This window comes from Stenotrophomonas sp. FW305-C-20-S1 (assembly GCF_058783335.1).
This window is the reverse complement of sequence record NZ_JBYTEK010000017.1, coordinates 1-24,131: the sequence shown is the minus strand read 5'-3', so window position 1 is coordinate 24,131 and position 24,131 is coordinate 1. Positions and strand designations below refer to the sequence as shown.

The 24,131-nt window shown below is 67.6% G+C and carries 16 protein-coding genes; 5 read left to right on the top strand and 11 right to left on the bottom strand.

What is annotated here, in order from left to right:
- Positions 1-84: 84 nt before the first annotated feature.
- The 4 genes from AC3WTC_RS11060 to pilG are packed head-to-tail and all read right to left on the bottom strand — an operon-like array spanning position 85 to position 3,475.
- Positions 85-2,121, bottom strand: coding sequence for a methyl-accepting chemotaxis protein (locus AC3WTC_RS11060; protein ID WP_059064855.1), 2,037 nt, complete (start codon positions 2,119-2,121; stop codon positions 85-87).
- A 41-nt stretch (positions 2,122-2,162) separates the two neighbouring features.
- Positions 2,163-2,693 (bottom strand): chemotaxis protein CheW, encoded by a 531-nt coding sequence (locus tag AC3WTC_RS11055; protein ID WP_025877750.1) that lies wholly within the window; start codon positions 2,691-2,693, stop codon positions 2,163-2,165.
- Entirely contained in the window at positions 2,693-3,055 is a 363-nt protein-coding gene (locus tag AC3WTC_RS11050) for a response regulator (protein WP_025877749.1), read from the bottom strand. Before AC3WTC_RS11050 ends, AC3WTC_RS11055 begins: the two co-directional genes overlap by 1 nt.
- An 18-nt stretch (positions 3,056-3,073) precedes the next feature.
- A complete protein-coding gene (gene pilG, locus AC3WTC_RS11045) occupies positions 3,074-3,475 on the bottom strand; it encodes a twitching motility response regulator PilG (RefSeq protein ID WP_005418455.1) in 402 nt (133 codons plus the stop codon).
- Between the two features lie 240 nt (positions 3,476-3,715).
- On the opposite strand from pilG, the gene gshB reads away from it, so the two are divergent.
- Together gshB and AC3WTC_RS11035 are read left to right on the top strand one after the other, a co-directional pair.
- The gene (gene gshB, locus AC3WTC_RS11040) at positions 3,716-4,663 is read left to right on the top strand and encodes a glutathione synthase (protein WP_049466293.1); all 948 of its coding nucleotides are present in this window, start codon (positions 3,716-3,718) and stop codon (positions 4,661-4,663) included.
- Complete coding sequence (locus AC3WTC_RS11035; protein WP_025877745.1) at positions 4,663-5,547, top strand: energy transducer TonB family protein; 885 nt, start codon at positions 4,663-4,665, stop codon at positions 5,545-5,547. Before gshB ends, AC3WTC_RS11035 begins: the two co-directional genes overlap by 1 nt.
- 525 nt (positions 5,548-6,072) lie before the next feature.
- Here the strand turns inward: AC3WTC_RS11035 and tsaB are convergent.
- From tsaB to mrcB, 4 genes are all read right to left on the bottom strand, one after another.
- The gene (gene tsaB, locus AC3WTC_RS11030; protein ID WP_492711423.1) at positions 6,073-6,786 is read right to left on the bottom strand and encodes a tRNA (adenosine(37)-N6)-threonylcarbamoyltransferase complex dimerization subunit type 1 TsaB; all 714 of its coding nucleotides are present in this window, start codon (positions 6,784-6,786) and stop codon (positions 6,073-6,075) included.
- 9 nt (positions 6,787-6,795) lie between these two features.
- Positions 6,796-8,844 (bottom strand): DNA repair helicase YoaA, encoded by a 2,049-nt coding sequence (gene yoaA / locus AC3WTC_RS11025; protein WP_492711422.1) that lies wholly within the window; start codon positions 8,842-8,844, stop codon positions 6,796-6,798.
- 570 nt (positions 8,845-9,414) lie between these two features.
- Positions 9,415-9,951, bottom strand: a complete 537-nt coding sequence (locus AC3WTC_RS11020) for a hypothetical protein (protein WP_080150494.1) — start codon at positions 9,949-9,951, stop codon at positions 9,415-9,417.
- Positions 9,948-12,389, bottom strand: a complete 2,442-nt coding sequence (gene mrcB / locus AC3WTC_RS11015; protein ID WP_032974979.1) for a penicillin-binding protein 1B — start codon at positions 12,387-12,389, stop codon at positions 9,948-9,950. The genes AC3WTC_RS11020 and mrcB overlap by 4 nt, the downstream gene beginning before the upstream one ends.
- Positions 12,390-12,484: 95 nt before the next feature.
- Here mrcB and AC3WTC_RS11010 point away from each other — a divergent pair, with 95 nt between their 5' ends.
- Positions 12,485-14,593 carry a glycosyltransferase gene (locus AC3WTC_RS11010; protein ID WP_492711421.1) on the top strand — a complete coding sequence of 703 codons (2,109 nt, stop codon included), beginning with the start codon at positions 12,485-12,487 and terminating at the stop codon, positions 14,591-14,593.
- On the opposite strand, the gene AC3WTC_RS11005 is transcribed toward AC3WTC_RS11010, so the two are convergent.
- Together AC3WTC_RS11005 and AC3WTC_RS11000 are read right to left on the bottom strand one after the other, a co-directional pair.
- Positions 14,581-16,146: a tetratricopeptide repeat protein gene (locus AC3WTC_RS11005; protein WP_492711420.1), complete on the bottom strand. Its 1,566-nt coding sequence runs from the start codon at positions 16,144-16,146 to the stop codon at positions 14,581-14,583. The two genes, AC3WTC_RS11010 and AC3WTC_RS11005, sit on opposite strands and share 13 nt — an antisense overlap.
- 30 nt (positions 16,147-16,176) lie before the next feature.
- Positions 16,177-18,333, bottom strand: coding sequence for a bifunctional (p)ppGpp synthetase/guanosine-3',5'-bis(diphosphate) 3'-pyrophosphohydrolase (locus AC3WTC_RS11000; RefSeq protein ID WP_492711419.1), 2,157 nt, complete (start codon positions 18,331-18,333; stop codon positions 16,177-16,179).
- Between the two features lie 130 nt (positions 18,334-18,463).
- Here AC3WTC_RS11000 and AC3WTC_RS10995 point away from each other — a divergent pair, with 130 nt between their 5' ends.
- Positions 18,464-19,000 (top strand): hypothetical protein, encoded by a 537-nt coding sequence (locus AC3WTC_RS10995; RefSeq protein WP_080150500.1) that lies wholly within the window; start codon positions 18,464-18,466, stop codon positions 18,998-19,000.
- A gap of 138 nt (positions 19,001-19,138) precedes the next feature.
- On the opposite strand, the gene hrpA is transcribed toward AC3WTC_RS10995, so the two are convergent.
- Positions 19,139-23,224 (bottom strand): ATP-dependent RNA helicase HrpA, encoded by a 4,086-nt coding sequence (gene hrpA, locus AC3WTC_RS10990; RefSeq protein WP_492711418.1) that lies wholly within the window; start codon positions 23,222-23,224, stop codon positions 19,139-19,141.
- A gap of 86 nt (positions 23,225-23,310) precedes the next feature.
- On the opposite strand from hrpA, the gene AC3WTC_RS10985 reads away from it, so the two are divergent.
- Positions 23,311-23,859 (top strand): Dps family protein, encoded by a 549-nt coding sequence (locus AC3WTC_RS10985; RefSeq protein ID WP_025879374.1) that lies wholly within the window; start codon positions 23,311-23,313, stop codon positions 23,857-23,859.
- Positions 23,860-24,131 lie beyond the last annotated feature (272 nt).

The window sequence follows — 24,131 nt, the reverse complement described above, 5'->3', positions numbered from 1 at the left end:
CCGCCGCGCGACGGTCGCGCGGATCCTGGCGTGGGGAATGGAAATGCTTCATCGACTGGTTCCTTGCTCGCCGCCCTGCCCGTGTCACGCCGGCAGCTTGAAGTCGGCGACCGAACGACGCAGGTCGGCCGCCAGCTGCGCCAGGTGGCCGATCGACTCGGCGGTCTGCCCGGCACCCTGCGAGGTCTGGCCGGTGATCTGGCGGATCACGCCCATCGTGCGGGTGATGTCCGACGCCGCCGACGACTGCTGCTGGGCGGCGATGGAGATGTTCTTGATGAGGGTATTGAGTGCGTTGGACACGCGCTCGATCTCGGTCAGCGCGGTGCCAGCGTCCTCGGCCAGGCGTGCACCAGACACCACTTCGGCGGTAGTCTGTTCCATCGAGGTGACCGCTTCGTTGGTGTCGGCCTGGATGGCCTGCACCAGGTTCTCGATACGTCGGGTCGCACCGGAGGTGCGCTCTGCCAGGCGCTGCACTTCGTCGGCCACGACCGCGAAACCACGACCGGCTTCACCGGCCGAAGCCGCCTGCACGGCCGCGTTCAATGCCAGGATGTTGGTCTGCTCGGAAATGTCGTTGATCAGTTCCACGATCGAGCCGATCTCCTGCGAGGATTCGCCCAGTCGCTTGATGCGCTTGGAGGTCTCCTGGATCTGGTCGCGGATCTGGTCCATGCCCTGGATGGTCTCGCGGACCACGCCGGCACCTTCGGCGGCGATCACCACCGAACGCTGTGCCACGTCGGCCGACTCGGCCGAGTTGCGCGATACCTGTTCGATGCTGGCGGCGATTTCGCCGATCCGGTCCGATGCCGAGGTGATCTGGTTGGCCTGGTGGCCGGCCGCTTCGGCCAGCTGCATCGCGGTGGCCTGCGTTTCCTGGGTCGACAGCGCGACCTTGGCCGAGGTGTCGTTGATGGTGGTCACCAGGTGGCGCAGTTCATCCACCGCGTAGTTGATGGCGTCCGCGATCGCGCCGGTCATGTCCTCGGTCACCGAGGCTTTCACGGTCAGATCGCCCTCACCGAGCGAGGAGATTTCGTCCAGCAGCCGCATGATCGCCTGCTGGTTGCGGCTGTTGAACTCCACCTGGGTCTGGTAGCGCAGTTCCTGCTCGCGCGAGCGGCTGCGCACGTTGGTGGAGACGAAACCGATGATCGCGATCAGCGACAGCGCACCGGACACCACGCCGATCCAGAAATTCGGGAACAGGCGGGTGTCGGACACCGAACCGAACGAGGAGAAGGCTTCGAACAGCTTGCGGCTGTCGGTCAGCATCTTCGCCGAACCCTGGCCCAGTGCGGAGGCAGCGGACTGCGCGGCGAACAGCTGGCGCGAGCTGGCCAGGATCGCGTCGGCGTCCTGCTTCATCGCCTGCCACTTCTGCTGCGACTGCTCCAGCGCAGCGACGGCGGCAGCGCCGCGCACGGCGGTGATGCCCAGATCCTCGTTGCCATTGCGCAGCGCGTCGAGCACCTGCGAGAACACGGTGATGTCGCGGGCCAGCGCGTCACCGGCAGCGGCCGCAGCCGTGCCGCCAGCACGGATTTCAGTCACGCGACGCGCCATCGAACCGGCGACCACCACCTGCTGCAGGGCGCTGTAGACCTGCGACGCCGGGGCGCCGGAGGCGGACATCGCACGCACCAGTTCGTTCAACTGGGCCTGCAGGCCCGGCACCGCACCGGAGAAGTTGTTGGCGTTGCCGGCCAAGGCCAGCACTGCCGGTTCACTGGCCACCAGCTGGCCTGCCTGCTTGCCCAGCGGCGCCCAGGTGTCGGCCAGGGTCGAGATCGCCCCGGACACGCCCGGCTCGTTGCCGTAGCGGCCCTGCAGGGTCGACACGTTCTGCTCGATCGCGTTGCGGGTGGCCTTGAAGGCGGTGAAGGCCTGCGCGTTGCCGCCGACCGCGTCACGGCCCTGGTTGGCCAGCTGCTGCGACAGCACCTGCAGGTCCGCGGCCTTGGAACCGGCATCGGCCAGGCGGCTGCCCTGCCAGGTGGACACGCCGGTGTTCACACCGAACAGGATCATCGACAGGGCCAGCAGCGCCAGCCAGAGGTTGCTGCCGCCCAGCCGCAGCTTGCCGGACTTGGTGGCATCCGAAGCAGTACTCATCGTTCAACCTCGATTTTCAATGCAGGGGGCGATGCCCGGCCTCAGGCCGCGGCTTGCCGGAATTCAGGGGTACGCGACAGCAGCGAGAGCGAGAACACGCCCCAATCGTTGCCATCGGCATGGAAAGCGCGATCGACGAAGTGCCCGTAGCGTCCCTCGGCCAGTGAACCGGCCTCGATCTGCTGGGTCAGCTCGAAGCTGCGCTGGCCGAACAGTTCATCGATGGTCAGGGCGACGTCGCCACCGGCCTGGCGCATGATCAGCACGCGCTGGCCTTCCTGCTGGACGGTACGCGCTCCTTCCAGGAAGTACTTCAGGTCGACCACCGGGAACAGGTTGCCGCGCAGGTTGCCCACGCCCAGCAGCCACGGCTGCGCGCATGGCACCGGGGTCACCGGCGGCATCGGCACGATCTCCACCACTTCGCGGAAATCGGACACCAGCCGACGCTGGCCAACACGGAAACCGACGCCACGCCACAGGTCCTGGGCGAACTGCCGCCCGGGCAGCTGCACCGCGTGGGCAAGGCTGCGCCGTTCGTAGGCTTCAAGAATGTCGAAGGGCGAGCGCATCAGGCCACCAGCTCGTTGATCCGGGCGATGAGTTCTTCCTCGCGCGGCGGCTTGACGATGTAATCGGCGGCGCCTTGGCGCAGCCCCCAGGCCTTGTCGGTTTCCATCGCCTTGGTGCTGACGATGATGACCGGGATGTGCTTGATCGCTGCGTCGCGGGCCATCGCCCGGGTCGCCTGGAAACCGCTCATGCCCGGCAGCACCACGTCCATCAGGACCAGCTGCGGCACCTGGTCGCGGACCAGCTGCAGGCCATCTTCGGCATTGTCCGCTTCCAGCACCTCATGGCCGGCACGGCGCAGCCATTGGGTGAACACCGCGCGGTCGGTCGGTGAATCCTCGATCAGGACGATACGAGCCATTGTGCCTTTCCCCCCTGGTCAGGCGTTGACGTACGTGCGGATGGCACCCAGCAGTTCTTCGCGCGTGAATGGCTTGGTCAGGTATTGCTCCGAGCCGACGATGCGCCCCCGCGCCTTGTCGAACAGACCATCCTTGGACGACAGCATGATCACCGGGGTCGCCTTGAACAGCTGGTTTCCCTTGATCAGTGCGCAGGTCTGGTAGCCATCCAGGCGCGGCATCATGATGTCGACGAAGATGATCTGCGGCTGCTGGTCGGCAATCTTGGCCAGGGCCTCGAAACCGTCCGTCGCGGTCACTACTTCGCAGCCTTCGCGCTTCAGCAGTGTTTCCGCAGTCCTGCGGATGGTCTTCGAGTCATCGATGACCATCACCCGGAGTCCTGCGAGCTCCCCGCCCGCAGTCGTGTTTTCAGTCATTGCCATTCCCCAAGCGCACGGCCCAATCTTTGGCGGGAGCCGCTGCGAAAGCGTATCTATATCGCACTTCCCGCGCCCGCTTCAAGGGCGGTCCGTGGCGCGGGGCGTGGCGCCGGGCTGAACGTGACCGGATTGGCAATCACTGCGCAGCCCGGCAAGGGACGCTGCGTTGCACATCGCCGGGGAGGCGCACGGCCGGCGTTGCCGCTACCATCAACGCCTTGCCTGACAGGTGCACCCATGCCGTTGAACGTCATCGTGGTGATGGACCCCATCGCCCACATCAAGATCGCCAAGGACACCACCTTCGCCATGCTGCTGGAAGCCCAGCGCCGCGGCCATGCCCTGCACTACGTGCGCCCGGGCGGGCTGGCGCTGGAAGGCGGGGTGGCCGTGGCCTGGACCGCCCCCCTGCAGGTGCGCGACGACCCGGCCGGCTGGTACGAGCTGGGCGCATTCAGCCGGACCGAATTCGGTCCCGGCCAGATCGTGCTGATGCGCAAGGACCCGCCGGTCGACGCCGAGTATGTCTACGACACCCAGGTGCTGGATGTCGCTGCCGCCGCCGGTGCGTGCGTGGTCAACAACCCGCAGGGCCTGCGCGACTACAACGAGAAGCTGGCCGCGCTGCTGTTCCCGCAGTGCTGCCCGCCGACCCTGGTCAGCCGCGACGCCAAGGCACTGAAGGCCTTCGCGCTGGAACACGGCCAGGCGGTACTGAAGCCGCTGGATGGCATGGGCGGACGCTCGATCTTCCGCAGCGGACAGGGCGACCCCAACCTGAACGTGATCCTGGAAACGCTGACCGACGGCGGCCGCAAGCTCGCCCTGGCCCAGAAGTTCATTCCCGACATCACTGCCGGCGACAAGCGCATCCTGCTGGTCGATGGCGAGCCGGTCGATTACTGCCTGGCGCGCATTCCGCAGGGCGATGAGTTCCGCGGCAACCTGGCCGCCGGTGGCCGTGGCGAAGGCCGTCCACTGAGCGAACGCGACCGCTGGATCGCCGCCCAGGTCGGCCCGGAAATGAAGCGTCGCGGCATGCGTTTCGTCGGTCTGGACGTCATCGGCGACTACCTGACCGAGGTCAACGTGACCAGCCCGACCTGCGTGCGCGAGCTGGACGCGCAGTACGGCCTGAACATCGCCGGCACCCTGTTCGACGCGATCGAGGCCGATCTGCGCTGATGGATGCCGCACCTGCCGTCCTCGCCCCGCCGCCGCGTGAAGCGCAGCGGCTGGGCGCCACCATCGCCCTGTCGGTGCTGGTGCACGCCCTGCTGATCCTCGGGGTCGGCTTTGCCGTGAAAGGCGACGCGCCCCTGGTGCCGACCCTGGAAGTGATCTTCAGCCAGACCCGCACCGCGCTGACTCCGAAGCAGGCCGATTTCCTGGCTGCCGCCAGCCAGGAAGGCGGTGGCGAACACGATCGTGCGCAGCGCCCCCGCGACAATCAGGCCGGCATCGTGCCGCAGGCCCAGGCCGGTATCAGTCCGGTGCCCCAGCAGCAGCAGTCGGCAGCGCCGGTGCCGCCACCGCAGGCGCGGGTGGTCAGCAGCCGCAATGGCCAGGACACCGTGGCCGTGGCGCAGTCGCGCCCTACCCCGCTGCAACCAACACCGGATGCACCGATGACCGCGCGCGAACAGCGCGATGCTGAAATGGCACGGCTGGCGGCGGAAGTGCACCTGCGTTCGGCGCAGTACGCCAAGCGCCCGAACCGGAAATTCGTTTCGGCCAGCACGCGCGAATACGCCTACGCCAATTACCTGCGTGCGTGGGTGGACCGCGCCGAGCAGGTCGGCAACCTGAACTACCCTGACGAAGCGCGGCAGCGCCGGCTGGGGGGACAGGTGGTGATCAGCGTGGGGGTACGCCGCGACGGCAGCGTGGAAAGCAGCCGGGTGTTGAAGTCCAGCGGCACGCCGCTGCTGGACGAGGCCGCGCTGCGGGTGATCCAGCTGGCACAACCGTTCCCGCCGTTGCCCGACAGCGAAGACCAGATCGACATCCTGCAGGTCACCCGCACGTGGGTGTTCCTGCCCGGTGGCGAACTGCGCGACGACCGGTGAGGTTTTCTGCCCGGGCCTGCGGCCCGGGACCCGCTGCAAGCAGCTGCAACTGCAAGGGCGAGATCAAGAGCGGCGGTTGGGCTGTACGGTTTGCCGGGGCGGTGTGGGCTTGCAGGACACGCCGTAAACCCATCCATGGGGGCTCGATGGCGCCATCCATGGCGCCAACGGTCCTGCAAGCCCACACCGCCCCACCCCTGACCGATCGCGGCGCATCTTTGCTGTTGGTAGCTGTCGACCTTGGTCGACACGATGCATCCACGCCATGCCTGCACGGTAGATCCACGCCATGCGTGGATGCGAGCGAAGCGACCGGCTTTTGAATTTGATTTTTTTTTGATTTTCCGTGGCGAACGCGCACGGAAACTGTCCGTGGCCGGGCGGGTGGGCTGCGCAGGGGCGTAAGCGCCATGGATGGCGCGCCCGAGCCTACATGGACGTATTCACGGCGCCCCCTGCGCAGCCCACCCGCCCGGCCAACCCACGGCTTCTGCTTTCAGCGACCCACCACCCGCCACGAGGGGCTCAGCCGTTGGCCTTCGCCTTGGCATCCCGCGCCGCCTGCTGCTCGACCAGCGTCAGCGCCACGTTGTCCCGCAGGTACGCCGGCTCGACCTTCTCCGGCGCAATGCCTTCGCCGCGCGCGAACGCCGGTACCGCCAGTGCCAGCACATCCGCTGCACATGGCAGCGCCGTTGCATCGAAGCGGCGCAGGCCAGCACCCAGCTGCGCGACCAGCGCGCCCTCGGCCGCGGCAAACCCGGTGCCGACGCCGTAGACGGACGCAGCATCCGGCAACGACACCGCCGCCGGCACGCACACGCGCTCGGCATCCCGCGCCACCGGCAGTCCATCCACGCGCTCGAAGCGTGCCACGTACAACTCGCCCATCCGCGCATCGATCGCCGACAGGATCTGCTTCTCTTCCACCGGCGCGCGCAGCGCCAGCACCTGCAGCGTCGACACCGGCAGCAACGGCCGATCCAGCGCCAGCGCGATGCCCTGCGCCAACGCGATCGCCAGGCGCACACCGGTGAACGCACCGGGACCACGGCTGAGCGCGATGCCGTCCAGCTGGCGGCGGCTGATGCCGGCCTCGGCCAGCAGCTCCTCCGCCCACGGCAGGCTCAGTTCGGCATGCCGGCGGGGGGCGATCTCGAAGCGTTCCCGTACCTGCCCATCGACATGCAGGGCTACGGAACAGGCTTCGGTGGCGGTTTCAAAGGCGAGCAGTTTCATCGGATCGGGTCAGAACAGGGGGAACGTGGCGCCGGGAGCCGGCTCCGGCCCCGCCACGGCGGCGGTCGGGGCAGCGGCATCCGTCACGGGCGCCCATTGTGGCGCAAAGAAGGCCTGCACATCGGCCAAGGCCCGGGTTCGCCGGAACGGCGGCAGCGACTGCAGGAAGACCTTGCCATAACCCCGGTTGAGCAGGCGCGGGTCGCACAGCACCAGCACGCCACGGTCGGTCTCGCTGCGGATCAGGCGGCCAACGCCCTGCTTCAGGGCAATCACCGCCTGCGGCAACTGCTCGTCGCGGAAGGGATTGCCGCCCTGGGTGCGTATGGCATCCAGCCGCGCTTCGTACACCGGATCATCGGGCGTGGCGAAGGGCAGCTTGTCAATCACCACCACGCTCAATGCCTCGCCGACCACATCCACGCCCTCGCGGAAGCTGGCCGAGCCCAGCAGCACGCCATTGCCGGATTCGCGGAAACGCTGCAGCAGGGTCGCGCGCGGCGCTTCGCCCTGCACGAACAGCGGCCAAGGCCCATCACGCAGCGCCTCGGCCGCCTCGCGCAGCGCACGATGCGAAGCAAACAACAGGAACGCCCTGCCCTGCGACGCCTGCAGCACCGGACGCAGGACCTGGATCAGTACGGTTCCGAAACCGCGCGCAGCCGGATCCGGCAGGCCTTCAGGCAGGTAGCACAGTGCCTGCTCGGGCCAGTTGAACGGACTGGGCTGTACCAGCGTCTGCGGATCATCCAGGCCCAGGCGCGTGGCGATGTGCTCGAAGCCACCGCCAACGGTCAGCGTGGCGGAAGTGAAGATCCATGCGGCATGGCTGCGCTCGCGATGTTCGCGCAGCGGTGCGGACACATCCATCGGCGTGCGCTGGCAGCGGAAACCGCGCGCGGTCAATTCATACCAGAGCACGTCAGCAGCGCCGGCGGTCGCTTCTGCGGGATCGGCATCGAAGTCGAGCGCGGGTTCTTCATCCCCCAGCCAACGGCCCAGCCGCGAAATCGCCTCACGTGCGCGCGCATGGCAGGCATCGAGGCCAGCAGCGGCTTCGCGCAGCGGTTGCAATGCCTGCTCCAGCACCACCAGGCTGGACATCACCGCATCGAAACCCTCGCGTACCTGCGGCATTGCCAGCGCGCGCCATTGGGTGCCACGCGCGGGCAGCCCCTCCATCGCAGTACGCAGCGCAGACAATGCCTGCTGCAGATGATCGACCGGTTCCTGCAGTGCAGACTGTGCGCCACCCACGCCGCGCGCTTCAACCAGGCAGTCACGGCCCAGTTCCTGCCAGGGGCGCATGCCGAAGCCTTCGCCGAAGAACTGCGCGGCCAGTTCGGGCAGCTGATGGGCCTCGTCGATGACGAAGGCCTGCGCACCGGGCAGCAGTTCACCGAAGCCCTCCTGCTTGAGCGCCAGGTCGGCCAGCAGCAGGTGGTGGTTGACCACGACCAGGTCGGCGGCCTGGGCACGCTGGCGGGCCCGCACGACGAAGCAGTCATCCCAGAACGGACACTCGTTGCCCAGGCAGTTGTCGACGGTGGAGGTGACCATCGGCAGCAGCGGCGAGTCGTCGGCCAGGCCATCGAGTTCGGCGATATCGCCCGATTCCGAGCGACCGGACCAGGCCAGGATGCGCTGGAACTGTGCCGCCTGTTCCGGGCTGGAGAAGCGCGGCTCGCCGCGTGCCTGCTGCAGGCGGTAGCGGCACAGGTAGTTGCTGCGCCCCTTCAGCAGCGCGCTGCGCAGGCCGACGCCCAGGGCCTGGCGCACGCGCGGCAGGTCACGGTGGTAGAGCTGGTCCTGCAGCGCACGGGTACCGGTGGAAATGATGGTGCGCATTCCGGACAGCAGCACCGGCACCAGGTAGGCAAAGGTCTTGCCGGTGCCGGTACCGGCTTCGGCGAGCAGCAGGTCGCGCTGCTGCATCGACGCGGCAATGGCCTCGGTAAGGCGCAGCTGCGCAGGACGCGGGACGAACGCATCCAGATGGGAGGCGAGCGCGCCGCCTTCGCTGAGGGCTTCGCGGCTGGCATGGACAAGGTCGGACATCAGGTGGAAAGGATACCCGGCCGGGCGTTGCCCGGCACCCGTTTCAGGCCAGAGCACAAGCAAAAGCAACGGCAACAGCGTTTGTTCATGGCTCTGGGTTGGACTGAGGGCTGGCGGGGGACTGTGGGTCTGCCGGGACGCCGTAAACCCATCCCTGGGGGGTTGGCCGCGGCATCCATGCCGCGGACACCCCGCAAACCCACAGCCCCCCCGCCTTCGACAGTTTCCCGGTAACGGAATGCAAAGGCAGAGCAGATGCGGTTGGTGTAACGGAGAAAGTGGAAGGGGTCGGATCCGTTCTCCTGCGGAAAACGGATCCGACCCCGCAGCGAGTGCGCGCAGCGCGCGACCCGCTATTGATTTTCTTTTTCTTTTCCGTGGCTGGCCGCACACGGAAACTGTCAGAGGCCGGGCAGGTTGGGTTCGCGGGGGTGTCCGCGGCATGGATGCCGCGGCCAAGCCCCCAAGGATGGGTTCACGGCGTCCCCCGCGAATCCAACCTGCCCGGCCAGCGCGGCTTTTGCGCGACCAGGCAGCCAGCCACGAGGGGCTGCGCCGTTGGCTGGAAACTCAGTACCGCTTGATCCCCGGCACCGTGCAGCCTTCAATCTGCGCGTGCGCGGACACCGCATTCTCCTTCTCGCCCCGCGCCAGGCGCGCCTGCTCGATCGTCGCCCAGTGCCGGCGGCACAACGGCCCCGTCTTCGAGCCAAGATCCACAGCCTTGCGTGCGAACGTTTCCGCCTCCGCCCACTGGCCCTGCAGCAGCGCCAGTTCCGCGCGTTCCTGCAATACCGACGGATCACCGGCCACGATCTGCAACGCCTGGTCCAGGCTGCCGGCCGCGCCAGCCAGATCATTGGCCTTGCGCTGGGTCAGCGCCGTCTGCCGCAGATCCTCAACCTGGGAATCGCGCAGTGGCTGCACCGACAGTTCCTTGTCATCCGGGCCGGCTGCGGCTTCCACGGCTGCCAGCCGCTGTGCGGGCGTGGTGGTGTCCACCGGCTTGACCACCTGCGGCGCGCTGCTCACGCAGGCCGCCAGGGCCAGGCTGAGGCCACTCAGGACCAGGGGCTGGAACAGCGAACGGATAGTCATCGGCATCATCGGCTTGGAGGAGGAGTCGCTGCAGCGGGTGCTGCGGCAGGTTCAGCGGCGGGTTCGGGCTTACGGTCAAGGCCGAACCAGCTGCGCCAGCCGCCGCCCTCGCCTTCCGCACCGCCCTGCGCGTCCGGCAAGGCCGCCGGTGCGCACGGTTCATACGCAGGCGCATAGCCCACCACGAACGGGAAGCGGCGGGCACCCGGGCACCCTTCATCGGTGCTGTTGGTTCCCGTGGCCGCAACCGGCTGCCAGTCGAGGCCCTTGTTGCTGACCTTCAACGGCGCCGTCGGCAGGCGCTGGAAGATGCCCGACCACACCCGCATCGCGCCGGTGGCGCCATACAGGCCGGCCTGTTCGTTCTGGTCATTGCCCATCCAGATCACCGCCAGGTGATCGCCGGTGTAACCGGCATACCAGCTGTCGCGGCCATCGTTGGTGGTGCCGGTCTTGCCGGCCGGCTGCAGGCGGCCCAGGCCATCGGCATTCAAACGCTGCGCGGTACCACTGGCCACCACCTGCTGCAGGCCGATGCTGATCAGGTTGGCGGCAATCGAGTCACCTTCCTGTGCCGGTGCCGGGGTCTTGTCGTAGCGCTTGAGCAGCTTGCCCTGCGGATCAAGGACGCCACGCACCGCGTGCAGCGGCTGGATCTCGCCGCCCGATGCCAGGAACTGGTACAGCTGCGCCATCGCGTACGGGCTCTGGTCGGTCGAGCCGAGGATCACCGCCGGGTTCGCCTCGGCCTTGATGCCGGCCAGCACGTGGATCAGCTGCGTCACCCGTTCCGGGCCGACCTGCATGCCCACCCGTACCGTCGCCTGGTTGTAGGAGTGGGCGAGCGCATCGATCAGGCGCACGGTGCCGTGGCTGCGGTTGTCCGCATTGCCGGGGTTCCAGTTTCGGCCGCGGCTGAGCTGCACCGTCACCGGTGAATCATCGACCCAACTGGCCAGCGAATAGCGGTCCGGCTGCGCCAGTGCGAGCAGGTACACGAATGGCTTGAGCAGCGAGCCGACCGGGCGCTGCGCCTCGATGGCACGGTTGAAGCCGACCTCGGACACTTCGCGGCTGCCGATCACCGCCACCACGTCACCGTTGTGCACGTCGGTCATCACCAGGCCGGCCTGCAGCTCGGGGCGACGCTTGCTTTCCAGCGACTTGATGGTGCGCGTGACCGCACCTTCGGCATAAGCCTGCGCGGACGGCGACATGCCGCTCATCACGCTCAGGCCAGCGCCCTGCAGGGCGGATTCCGGATAGTCGTGGGCAAGCTGGCGACGCACCAGGTCAACGTAGGCCGGGAAACGGTTGGCTGCCACCAGGCCCGGGGTCTTGGGCACGCCCAGCGGCGCTTTCAACGCACGCTGGTACTCGGCATCGTCGATCAGGGTCGCCTCGTGCAGTTTGCCCAGCACGAAGTTGCGACGGTCCAGCGCGCGCTCGGGATTGCGCCGCGGGTCGTAGTAGGACGGTCCCTTGACCAGGCCGATCAGCAGCGCGATCTGCTCGGTTTCCAGCGAGGAGAGATCGCGGCCGAACCAGAACTCGGCACCGGAGGACATGCCGTGGATCGCCTGGCTGCCGCGCTGGCCCAGATACACCTGGTTGAGGTACGCCTCGAAGATGGTGCGCTTGTCATAGCGCGCTTCCATGATCAGCGCGTACAGCACCTCGTTGAACTTGCGGGTGACGGTCTGTTCCTTGCCGATTCCCAGCAGGCCGCTGCGGGCCAGCTGCTGGGTCAGGGTGGAAGCGCCCTGGCGGCTCTGCCCACCGGAGCGGACAGTCACCCAGACCGCGCGCGCGATGCCGGACAGATCAATGCCGTGATGGCGGTTGAAGTCCTTGTCCTCGACCGCCTGCAGGCCAGTGACCAACAGGTCCGGCGCCTCATTCATGCGGATCAGGCGGCGTTCTTCCTGCTTCTGCCCATACAGCGTGGCAATGCGCGCAGGATCCATGCGGGCTGCCTTCAGCGCCTTGCGGCTGTCGGCGTCGCGCAGCGAGGCGATGCTGCCGCCGGACAGCGACAGCTCGACCCGGCGCGCAGCAACGTGGCCATCGACATCGTTGTAGCCGCGGCTGGAGATGACGAAGCGCCCGCCCTGCACCGCATAGGTTGCCGGATCCTTGCCCTGGCCATCATCGCGATAGGCCGAGGCGGCCAGTTCGGTCTTCAGGGTGGCCGCATCCATCGCCTTGCCGGGCATCAGCACCAGCGGGCGTGCATAGACGCGCGTCGGGATCTGCCAGCGCAGTTCACCGAAGCGTTGCGTCACCTGCTGGTTCAGGTACAGCGTATAGGGGATCAGGAAACCCAATCCCAACGCGACCGCCGCCATGGTCCAGGTGATCAGTCGGCGGCGCCAGAGCGGGCTGCCATCGTCCTGCAGGTCGTCGTCGGAATCGTCGATGTCGTCGGAATCGTAGCGTCGGGGCACGGGAATGCGACAATGTAGGGTCTGGCGAGTCTACCCCAGCCGCTGCGGCAGGCGAATTCTCCCGGCCCCCCTGCTTAAGCTGGAGTTGCAACCGGATGGCGATGTCCCTGGCCGAAATCCGCTACCTGATCAATCGCCTGACCGGCTTGGCCCGCCGCAGCCTGGCCAGCCTGCGTACCCGCGGCTGGCGGGCCACCTGGCAGCGGATACGGGTGCACACCCAGCGCGCGGTGCCCGCACCGCGCAAGCCGCTGTACCTGCCACCGGCACAACCGTTCGCTCCCTTTGCGGTGCCCACCAGCGATACCCCGGACGTCAGCATCGTCATTCCGGTCTACAACCACGTCGACCATACCCTGGCCTGCCTGCGCGCCCTGGCCGCGCACCCGCCGTCGGTGGCCTGCGAAATCCTGGTGGTGGACGACGGCAGCAGCGACGCAACGGTGCAGTGGATGCCGCAGATCAGTGGCCTGCGCTACGAAGTCCGCGAGCACAACGGTGGTTTCATCGAGGCCTGCAACGATGGCGTGTCGCGCACGCGCGGCCGCTATGTGGTGCTGCTCAACAACGATACCGTGCCGCAGCCGGGCTGGCTGGAGGCATTGCTGGACACCTTTGCGACCGTCGCCGATGCCGGCCTGGTCGGCAGCCAGCTGCTGTACCCCGACGGCCGCCTGCAGGAATCGGGCGGGGTGATCTTCAGCGATGGCAGCGGCTGGAGCTACGGCCGTTTCGAAGCGGCCGATGATCCGCGCTTTGCCAGCCTGCGCGACGTCGACTACTGCTCCGGCGCCGCGCTGATGCTGCCACGTGCCCTGTGGCAGCAGCTGGGCGGCTTCGACACCCGCTACAAGCCCGCCTACTACGAAGACACCGACCTGGCCTTCCGCGTGCGTGCGCAGGGCCTGCGGGTACTGGTGCAACCGGCCAGCCGGGTGATCCACGATGAAGGCACCAGCAACGGCACCGATACCGGCAGCGGTGTGAAGGCCTACCAGGTACGCAACCAGGGAATTTTCGCAGCCAGATGGGCCGCTGAACTGGCCTCCCATCCAAAGGTCGGCGAGGTACCGTCGCCGGCGCTGCTGCTGCGCGGCCGCCGCCAGGTGCTGATCCTCGATGAGGAAGTACCGCGCCCGGAGCGCGACTCCGGCTCGCTGCGCCAGGTCAACCTGATCCGCCTGCTGCTGCAGGGCGGCGCCCACGTGGTGTTCGTGCCCACCCGGCGCGAACACGGCGGTGTGGCGACCGAAGCCCTGCAGCGGATGGGCGTGGAAGTCTGGTATGCGCCCTTCCTGGACGGTGTCGCAGGCTGGCTGCGCAGCCACGGCACCCGTTTCAACGTGGTGATGATGGTGCGCCATCATGTCGCCAACGAATGCCTGCCGCTGCTTGAACGCTATGCACCGCAGGCGCGCACCGTGTTCGACACCGTCGACCTGCACTACCTGCGCGAACGCCGGGGTGCGGAAGTGGCCGGCGATGCTGGCCTGCTGCGCAACGCCGAACGCACCCGCGCCAGCGAACTGGCAGTAATGGACCGGTGCGACATCACCGTGCTGGTCAGCGCCGCCGAGCGCGAACAGCTGCAGGCTGATGCCCCCCAGGTCCGGGTGGAACTGATTTCCAACCTGCATGAAGTCGCCGGCACCGGCGCGCCGTTCGCACAGCGCCACGACCTGGTGTTCGTTGGCGGCTTCCGCCATCCGCCGAACCTGGACGCGATGGAGTGGTTCATCGGCGACGTGTTCCCGCACATCCGCGCAGCACTGCCGCAGGTGCGCCTGCATTGCATCGGTGCCGGCGCACCGGACACGCTGCTTGACCTGGCTGCTACCCAGCCGGGCGTGGTGATGCATGGCTTCGTCGAAGACATCGTTCCGTACATGGACGGTGCCCGCATCGCCATCGCGCCGCTGCGTTTCGGCGCCGGCGTGAAGGGCAAGATCAACCTGAGCATGGCTCATGGCCAGCCCGTGGTCGGCACCACCTGCGCGGTGGAAGGCATGCACCTGCGCGCCGGCCAGGATGTACTGGTGGCCGACGATGCAACCGGCTTTGCCGATGCGGTGGTCCGCCTGTACCAGGACCCTGTGCTGTGGCAGCAGCTGGCAGCAGCCGGCCTGGCCAACGTGGCCGAGCATTTCTCGCTGGATGCCGCATCGGCAACCGTGCAGCGGGTGTTCTTCGATCAGTCGATGTGACCGCCTGCGTGCCGCAGGCGGTCCTCGAACGCGGGAAGCTCGGCCAGATCCGGTTGCAGCCGCCGCACCTGCTCTACGGCCGAGGCGGCAAACTCCACATCACCGCGACCCAGCCGTTCGCTGCCGATCGCCAGCCAGCGTTGTGCCAGGCGGGCACGCGCATCGGGCAACCCTGTGGCGGTCGGCGCCAGGGTCTGCCAGGCCTGCAGGCAGGCGCCCGCAGCCTGCACCCGGTTCTGCCGCAGGTTGTCATCAAAACAGGACCGGCTGGCGGGCAGCAGACGCGCTGCCGCTGCCTTGACCCGGCTGTCGCGCGGCGCCAGTGCCTGCGCTTCGCGCAGCGCATCGAAGGCGCTGTGACCTGGAGGGCTGATCCACTGTCCGGCGCGCTCGGCGCGGTCGATCTGGCGCAACCGATCACGCAGCTGGCGCTCACGCTGGGCCGCGCTGATGCCCGGCTGCTGCAATGACTGCCGCGCCTGGCGCGCACGCTGCAGGCGCTGTGCCAGCAGCTGCTGCGCTGCCTGCGAGGCACCCAGCCCCGCGGCCAGCGCAGCGTCCTTGTCGGCCGCCTCGAACTGGAAGTCGTCGGCCCGCTTCTGGCTGCGCGCCAGCAACGCCTGCACGACCTGCTCGCGCCCACGCAATGCCGTGGGATCGTCGGCGGTGACTGCCAGCACGGCCTGGAAGCTATCGGCAGCCGTCTCGAGCTGCTGCCGTTTGAGCGCGCGCTGCCCCTGCTGCAGGCGCTGGTCGATTGCACGGGCCAGCGCTTCCTGGCTGGCAGGAAGTTCGGAATGACCTGGATCGAACTGGCGTGCGCGCTGCAGGATCGCTGCCGCCGTAGCCAGTTCGCCGCGCCCCGCCTGTGCACGCGCCTGCTGCAGCAGATCGCTCAATGCATCCTCGCGCCCCTCCAGTGCAGGCAGGTTGTCCGGCTGCAGTGCCAGCACGCGCTGGAACAACGGCAGCGCGCTGCTGTCGCCGTCGTCCAGCCGCCCCGCTGCAAAGGCATTGCGGGCCTGCGCAAGCAAGGCGCCGATGCCAGCGCCGGCACGACGACGCGCCTGCAGCTGCTGGGCCACCGCATCTGCCTCGGCGCGCGGCACCTGCAGCTCACGTGCCAACGCCAGCGCCTGCGCGCAGCCGTCCAGGTCGCCCGCCTGCAGTCGTTCACGCGACTGCTGCAACGCTGCCGCGCCGGTGCGGGCCAGGCCCTGTCGCGCCTGCGGGCGGTCGCCATCAAGGGCCAGCACCGCCTGGTAGCGTTCTCGCGCGCCGCTGCCGTCGGCCGCGGTCAGGCGTCCTTCGCTCAGTGCGCGATCGCCCTCGGCCAGCAGCTGTTCTATCTGTGGCTCATCCCAGAACCAGTCCGCCAGCGGTTTGCGCACCAGTACCAGCAGCACGAACACGGCTGCGGCAGCCAGCAGTGCCCAACGCCACACCCGTCGTGCATGGCGCGCCTGCAGCCACCACCAGCGGCTTTCACGGCGAACGCGATCCAGCGCCGGATGTGCGGCGCCGTGTGAGCGATGCGGGGGCTCGCGTTCCATGCGTGCAGGGTAGCCGGGGCAGCGTGAAGCTCAGCCCAGACGACGCGCCTCGCTCACGCCCGGCAACGCATCGAGCTTGCCCAGCAGATTCGACAACTGGCCGTAGTCGCTGACCTTCAACCGCAGGCGCAGATGCGCGCGGCCACTATTGCGGACGTTGTCGCTGTGGATGTCCAGCACGTAGGCGTCTTCCTGTGCGATCAGGTTGGTGATGTCCTTCAGCAACCAGCGGCGGTCGACCGCGTCGACCACCACGTCCACTTCATAGCCACCGCCGGCCTGGCCCCATTCCACCGGCAGGATCCGCTGCGGGCTGGTCGCAGCCAGCCGTGCCAGTGCCACGCAGTCTGCACGATGTACCGTGACACCACGGCTACGGGTCAGGTAGCCGACAATCGGTTCACCCGCCACCGGCTGGCAGCAACGCGCCAGCTGCACCAGCAGGTTGCCCACGCCCTGTACGGTGAACTTGGACTTGCCCAGGTTCTCGCGGCGCGCGGTCGGCCGCGGCAAGGCCGACGTCGGCGCCGGCTGGCTGGCCGCACGCTCGGCCTCCAGCAGCGAACGGCTGACCTGGTTGGGGCCGGTATCGCCCAGGGCCACCTGGATGTACAGGTCGTCGACGCTGTCGGCGTGGAACTTCTTCGCCGCTGCGGACAGGTCCGAATGCTGCAGGCCCAGCCGCTTCAGTTCGCGCTCCAGCAGCTCGCGCCCCGCCTGCACGTTGCGCGCACGGTCCAGCTTGTGGAACCAGCTGCGCACCTTCTCGCGCGAGCGGTTGCTGGCCAGGAAGCCGTTGGCCGGCATCAGCCAGTCGCGGCGCGGGTCGGCCTCCTTGCCGGTGAGGATCTCGACGCGATCCCCGCTGCGCAGGCGGTAGGTCAACGGCACGATGCGGCCGTTGACCTTGGCCCCACGGCAGCGGTGCCCGACCATGGTGTGCACCTGGTAGGCAAAATCCAGCGGTGTTGCGCCCTGCGGCAGGTCCAGCACCTCGTCCTTCGGGGTCAGCGCGTAGACACGGTCTTCGGTCAGCTCGGCATCAAGCGCCCCGGCCAGTTCATTGCCCTGCCCGTCCTGCGCCTGCTCCAGCAGCTGCCGCATCCAGGTGATCTTGCGATCGAACGACTTCTCCGCGCCCTTGCCGCCTTCCTTGTACTTCCAGTGCGCGGCCACGCCCAGCTCGGCCTGCGCGTGCATGTCGTGGGTGCGGATCTGCACTTCAATGGTGCGCCCTTCCGGGCCAACCACCGCCGTGTGCAGCGAGCGGTAATCGTTGGCCTTGGGCCGGGCGATGTAATCGTCGAACTCGCTCGGCACCGGTGCCCACAGCGCATGCACCACGCCGAGCGCGGCGTAGCAGGCGGCGACGTCGTCGACCATCACCCGTACCGCACGGATGTCATACAGCTGGTCGAAGGCCAGGCGCTTCTTCTGCATCTTCCGCCAGATGCTGTAGATGTGCTTGGGCCGGCCACTGACCTCGGCGCGGATGCCCTGCACGCCCAGTTCGCGCGACAGCACCTTTTTCACATTCTCGACGTAGCGCTCGCGGGCGATGCGGGTTTCGTCGACCTCACGCGCGATGCGCCGGTAGGTGTCCGGCTCCAGGTGACGGAAGGCCAGGTCTTCCAGTTCCCACTTCAACTGCCAGATACCGAGCCGGTTGGCCAGCGGCGCATGGATGTCGCGGGTCAACTGGGCCAGCGCGCGGCGCTGCTCCTCATCGAGCTTGTCGGCCGCGCGCATGCGCGCCAGCTGCCGGGCCAGCAGGATCGGTACCACCCGCAGGTCGCGGATGATCGCCAGCAGCAACCGGCGCAGGCCTTCGCTGTTGCGGCCGGCCTCGCGACCGGCATGCAGTGCCCAGACGGGATCGGCCGCATCCTGTCCATCAAGCAGGCCGATCACCGCCGCTTTGTGGCTGCCCAGCGGCAGTGCGTCGAGATGGACGCGCAGGCCCGGCAGATCGAACAGCAGGGCCGCCACCACGGCGCCCTCGTCTGCCGAGAGCATCGCCAGCGCGTCCAGGGTATCGCCCAGCACCGACCAGCTGGCACGCATCTGCGGGTCGCAGTCGGGCGCTTCCCAATACCCGCGCAGGGCCTGGCGCAGCGGAGCCGGCAGCACGGCTGCCGAGGGGCGGTTCAACAAGGCATCCAGGCCGGGGACGGAAGCGCGGTTCACAGCATCGAGCAGGCAAGACAGAAGCCCCTACACTAGCGCCGCAGCCGTTCAGGAACAATCGCCGCGGCCAGCATCGCCGGGAATGTGGACATGCCGCTACACTCGCCGACATCCACGGGAGAGTTCCGCCATGCCTTCGATCACCCTGCCTTTCCGCCCTCGCCTGCTGGCCTGTGCCGCCGTGCTGCTGTCCCTGTCGGCGCCTGCGCTGGCCCAGCGCGTGGTGCAGGGTGACCTGCAGCAGCAGATGTCACCGGCCGAATTCAAGGCCGCAGGCCTGGACAAGCTCAATGCCGCCGAGCTGGCCACGCTGAACCGCTGGCTGCAGGGCAAAGTTGAAGCCGCCACCACCGAGGCCGTCGCTGCGGTGCGCGAAGAAGCGCGCGAGGAAGGCCGTCAGGAAGTGATCGTGAAGAACCGCGGCTTCTTCGATTTCGGCAGCAACGAGCCGATCAGCGGCGTGCTGCAGGGCGAGTTCCGCGGTTTCGGCAAGGGCCGGATCTACGTGCTGGACAATGGCCAGCAGTGGGAACAGACCGATGCCACCTCGATTTCCGGTGTACGCAAGCAGTCGCCGAAGGTCAGCATCAGCCCCGGGGTGATGGGCGTGTGGTACCTGAAGGTCGAAGGCGTGAACACCCAGCCCAAGGTGCGCCGCACCAAGTAACGGCGCTGCCAGCCGGTACCGCCGAGACCATGCTCGGCGGCAACCTGCTGCGCCACGTCCCGCAGTAGATCCACGCCATGCGTGGATACCATTCCGCTTGACCCCGCCGGCGAGTGCCCGGCGGGGCCAGCCCAGGGATTATGAGGCCTGGCGCAGTGCGGTCACCCGCTGTGCCAGTTTCTTCGCCGAAACGCCGGTGCGTGCGCCCAGCTCCTGCGCGAACAACGAAACCCTCAGCTCCTCCAGATCCCAGCGCAAGGCCTGCCACTGCGGCCGCTCGCGCAGGCCCTGCTGCTCGCCCACCTGCAATGCCTCCAGGAACGGGTGCAGTTCCAGCATGCGCGCCTGGTCACGCGGGGGATCGCGCTTGGCGCGTTCGGTGCGCAGGATCATCGCTTTCAGGTATCGCGGGTACTGCGCCAGGGCATCGGCCGGCGTGTCGCGCAGGAAGCCGGGATGGATCAGCCCAACCAGCTGCGCTTCCATGTCATCCAGATTGCCGCGCGCCCAGCCCATCAACGGTGCTTCCAGCATCGGCTTCAATTCGGCCACCAGGGCAAGGATCGTCTCGGCCAGCTTCAACCGCTGCATGGCTTCGCCGAACAGCGTTTTTGCGGCGTGTTCGCGACGCTGCTCGAACGCCGCCGCATCGCGGATATCGCCCAGGCCGTCGGCCAGCACGGCATTCATCGCTGCATCGACCAGATCGCCACGCAGGCGTTCCTGGGTTTCGATCGAGGCGTACAACAGGCCGGTTTTCGCTGCTACCGGCAACTGCTTGCGTGCCTGCTTGATCTTCTCGCCCAGGCCGATCTCCAGCAGTCGACGCACGCCCAGCGGGTGTGCTTCCTCGGCCTGTTGGCGATCAGCAAAGATGCGCAGTGCAACGCTGTCACCCTCATCCTTCAGCGCGGGATAGGCCGGCACGCCGGCCTCGCCCGGTACCTGCAGCAGAATCGGCGAGGCCGGGAACGTGCGCAGGCCATCGGCCGCCATCTCGCGCCCGGCTCGTGCGGCGAACGCATCGCCGGCACGGCCGCCGAACTTCGCACGCAGCACATCGAGGTCGCGCGAGGTTGCCAGCACCTTGCCCTGCTCATCGCGCAGGCGCAGGTTCATGTGCAGGTGCGGCTCGATTGAACCGGGCTCGAAATCGGTAGCGGCCACGGTTGCCCCGGTTGCACGGGACAGGAAGCGCGCCAGCTCGCCGGTGATCGCATCGGCGCTGGGCTGCGGGAAAGCCTCGTAGAACGCGCGCGCGAAATCCGGTGCCGGCACGTAGTTGCGCCGCATCGCCTTGGGCAGGCTGCGGATCAAGGCCGCCGCCTTGTCGGCAACGAAACCCGGCGCCAGCCACCCCAACTGCACTGCATCCAGTGCATTGAGCAGATGCAGCGGCACGTCCAGGGTCACGCCGTCATCTTCGGCCCCCGGTTCGAAGCGGTAGTGCAGCGGCAACCGCGCCTGGCCCAGCGCCAGGTACTTCGGGTAGCGCTCCTGCTCGCTGCCTTCGCCCGGCAGCAGATCCATCAACGACCAGTGCAGGCCCTTGCGCTGTTCCGGCGGCAGCGCCTTCCACCACGCATCCAGCCCGGACGCGGAATGGATCTGCGGCGGCACCCGGTCCAGGTACCAGCGTGCCTGCCAGTCCTCGTCGGCAACAATGCCGGCACGGCGCAGCTTGGCTTCTTCCTCGCGCGCCTGCTCCAGCACCTTCTGGTTGTCGGCCACGAAGCTGGCGCGGGTGTTGATCTCACCGGTCACCAGTGCCTGCCGCACGAAGATGTCATGCGCCTCGCCGGCGTTGATGCGGCCGTAATGCACCGGCTTCTTCGGCGCCAGCACCAGCCCGAACAGGCTGATCTGCTCGGAGGCCAGCACCTGGCCCTGCGCACGTGACCAGTGCGGGTCGAAGTGCTTGCGCAGCAGCAGGTGCGGCAGTTCGGCAATCACCCAGTCCGGCTCGATCGCCGCCAGGGTCATGCCCCACACCTTCTGCGTATCCAGCAGGTTGGCAGCCAGCAGCCACGGTGGCGGCCGCTTGGACAGCGTCGAACCGGGGAACGGCAGGAAACGGCGTTGGCGCGGCGCCTGGAAATCACCCTTCTCGCTGCGATGGCCGATCTGCGTGGGCAGGCCCGCCACCAACGCCCGATGCAGGGTCTGGTAAGCCGTGGCGCGAACGCGTTCGCTGTAACCACCGCCGTCGGGCGCCTGGTCCTTCTGCGCACGGGCCGCGACCGGCGCGGGCGCCGTTTCGGTCTTGCCCTCGCGGGCCAGGCGCGCGGCACGGTGCAGCTGGCCACGGGTCGCCTTCACCGCAGCAGCATCATCGCGCGCCGGAGCCGGCGCACTGCTGCCGGCCAGCAGCGGTGCCATCGATGCTTCGTGGGCCTCTTCCTTCCAGCCCAGTTCCTCGCACAGCAGGCGCAGCTGCCGATGCAGCTCGCGCCATTCACGCATGCGCAGGAAGCCGAGGAAGTGGCGGCCGCACCAGTCGCGCAGCTTGGACTGGGTCAGATCCTCATGGGACTGGCGATAGGCATCCCACAGGCGCAGCACACCGACGAACTCGGAGCGGCCATCGGCGAACTGCGCGTGTGCGTTGTCGGCGGCGCCACGCGCCTCGGGCGGCCGCTCGCGCGGATCCTGAATGCCCAGGAACGAGGCGATCACCAGCATCGGTCGCAGGCAGCCCGCGGCCTGCGCCGCCACCAGCATGCGCGCCAGTTTCACGTCCACCGGCAGGCGCGCCATCTGCTTGCCGATCGCGGTCAGGTGGCGTTCGCTGTCGATCGCCCCCAGCTCGGTCAGATGCTGCCAACCGTCAGCGACGGCCCGCTCATCCGGCGCCTCAAGGAACGGGAAGTCCTCGATGCGGCCCAGGCCAAGCTGCAGCATGCGCAGGATCACCCCGGCCAGGCTGGAACGACGGATTTCCGGATCGGTGAACTCCGCCCGCGCCTGGAAATCGGCCTCGGCATACAGGCGATAGCAGATGCCCTCGGCCACGCGGCCACAGCGGCCCTTGCGCTGGTTGGCACTGGCCTGCGAGATCGGCTCGATGTGCAGCCGGTCCAGCTTGTTGCGCGGGCTGTAACGCTTGACGCGGGCGAAACCGGGGTCGACCACATAACGGATGCGCGGCACCGTCAACGAGGTCTCGGCCACATTGGTGGCCAGCACGATGCGCCGGTTCGGGCCGGGGTTGAACACCCGGTCCTGATCCTGGTTGGACAGCCGCGCGTACAGCGGCAGCACTTCGGTATTGCGGTACTTGCGCCGCTCCAGTGACTGGTGTGCATCGCGGATCTCACGCTCGCCCGGCAGGAAGATCAGCACGTCGCCACGGGAATCCAGGCGGGTGATTTCGTCGATGGCCGCAACGATCGCATCGTTGACCGTGCGTTCGCCCTGGTCTTCGCCCTCGCCTTCCAGCGCGCGATAGCGCACCTCCACCGGATAGGTACGGCCTTCGACGCTGATCACCGGCGCATTGTCGAAATGCTGGGCGAAGCGCTCGGTGTCGATGGTCGCCGAAGTGACGATCAGCTTCAGGTCCGGGCGCTTGCGCAGCAGCTGCTTGAGATAGCCAAGCAGGAAGTCGATGTTGAGGCTGCGTTCGTGCGCTTCGTCGACGATGATCGTGTCGTAGTTCGACAGCCAGCGATCACTGGCGATTTCGGCCAGCAGGATGCCGTCGGTCATGAACTTGATGCGGGTGTCTTCGCCGACCTTGTCGTTGAAGCGCACCTGGTAGCCCACCAGCTGGCCCAGTTCACTCTGCAGTTCCTGCGCGACACGGCTGGCCACCGCACGTGCGGCGATCCGGCGCGGCTGCGTGCAGCCGATCATGCCGGCCTGGCCACGGCCGGCGGCCAGGCACAGTTTCGGTAGCTGGGTGGTCTTGCCCGAGCCGGTTTCACCGGCGATCACCACCACCTGATGGTCGCGGATCAACTGGGTGATGGTCTCGGCTTCACGCGCAATCGGCAGCTGTGGGTCCAGAGTAATGGCCGGCTGTTGTTGCGCCCGCGCCTGCCGGCGCTGCACCGAAACCTGCAAGGCCTGCTCGAAACTGGCGGCCAACGCCGCATCCTGTGGCTTGGCCTGGCAACGCGAGAGCATTCCCAGCAATCGTCCACGGTCGCGGCTCATGGCGCCGTCGATGGCGGCACGCTGTTGGCGCTGGCGGGACTGCGGCATTTTGTCGATAGCGTTCATCAATCGGTTCGTTTAAAACTTTGAATGCGACCAGTCATCACGACTGATTTACTGTGAAGGCCAACGATTCCACAAGGAGGAACCCCATGGCGAAGACCAAGAGCACGACCAAGCCCAAGACCGGCAAGCAGAAGCTTGCGGCTTCCGCGCCGTCGGCCCCCAACATCGATATCGGGATCACCCAGGGCGACCGCAAGAAGATCGCCGACGGATTGGCGCGGTTCCAGGCCGATGCGTTCACGCTCTATCTGAAGACCCACAACTTCCACTGGAATGTCACCGGGTCGATGTTCAACTCGCTGCACACCATGTTCGAGACGCAGTACACCGAGCAGTGGGCGGCACTGGACGATGTGGCCGAGCGCATCCGCGCACTGGGCTTCAATGCCCCGGGCTCCTACCGGGAATTTGCTGCGCTGACCTCGATCGTCGAGGAGCCGGGCCTGACCGACAGTGCGGACTGGCGTGAAATGGTACGCCAGTTGGTGGTCGCCAACGAAGCGGTATGCCGTACGGCACGTGAAGTGCTGGATGTGGCCGACGACGCTGACGACGCCCCGACCGAGGATCTGATGACCCAGCGCCTGCAGACCCACGAGAAATACGCGTGGATGCTGCGCTCGCTGCTCCAGTAAGGGTTTCGGGTGGTTCGGCAGGGCTGCGCCCTGCACCTGCAGAGGCTTTGAAGCCAAGGCCAGAGCCAGAGCAAAAGCTGGCTTCCTGTGGGTAGGCGGGGTGGGTCCGGTGGCAGGGGACGCCGTAAACCCGTCCATGGGAGCTTGGCCGCGGCATCCATGCCGCGGACACCCCTGCCACCGGACCCACCCCGCCTTCGACAGACCTCCGCGATCTGCCGGGCCAGCTCTTGGGGTCGGACCCACTTTTCCCCGAAAAAAAAAGCCGAAAC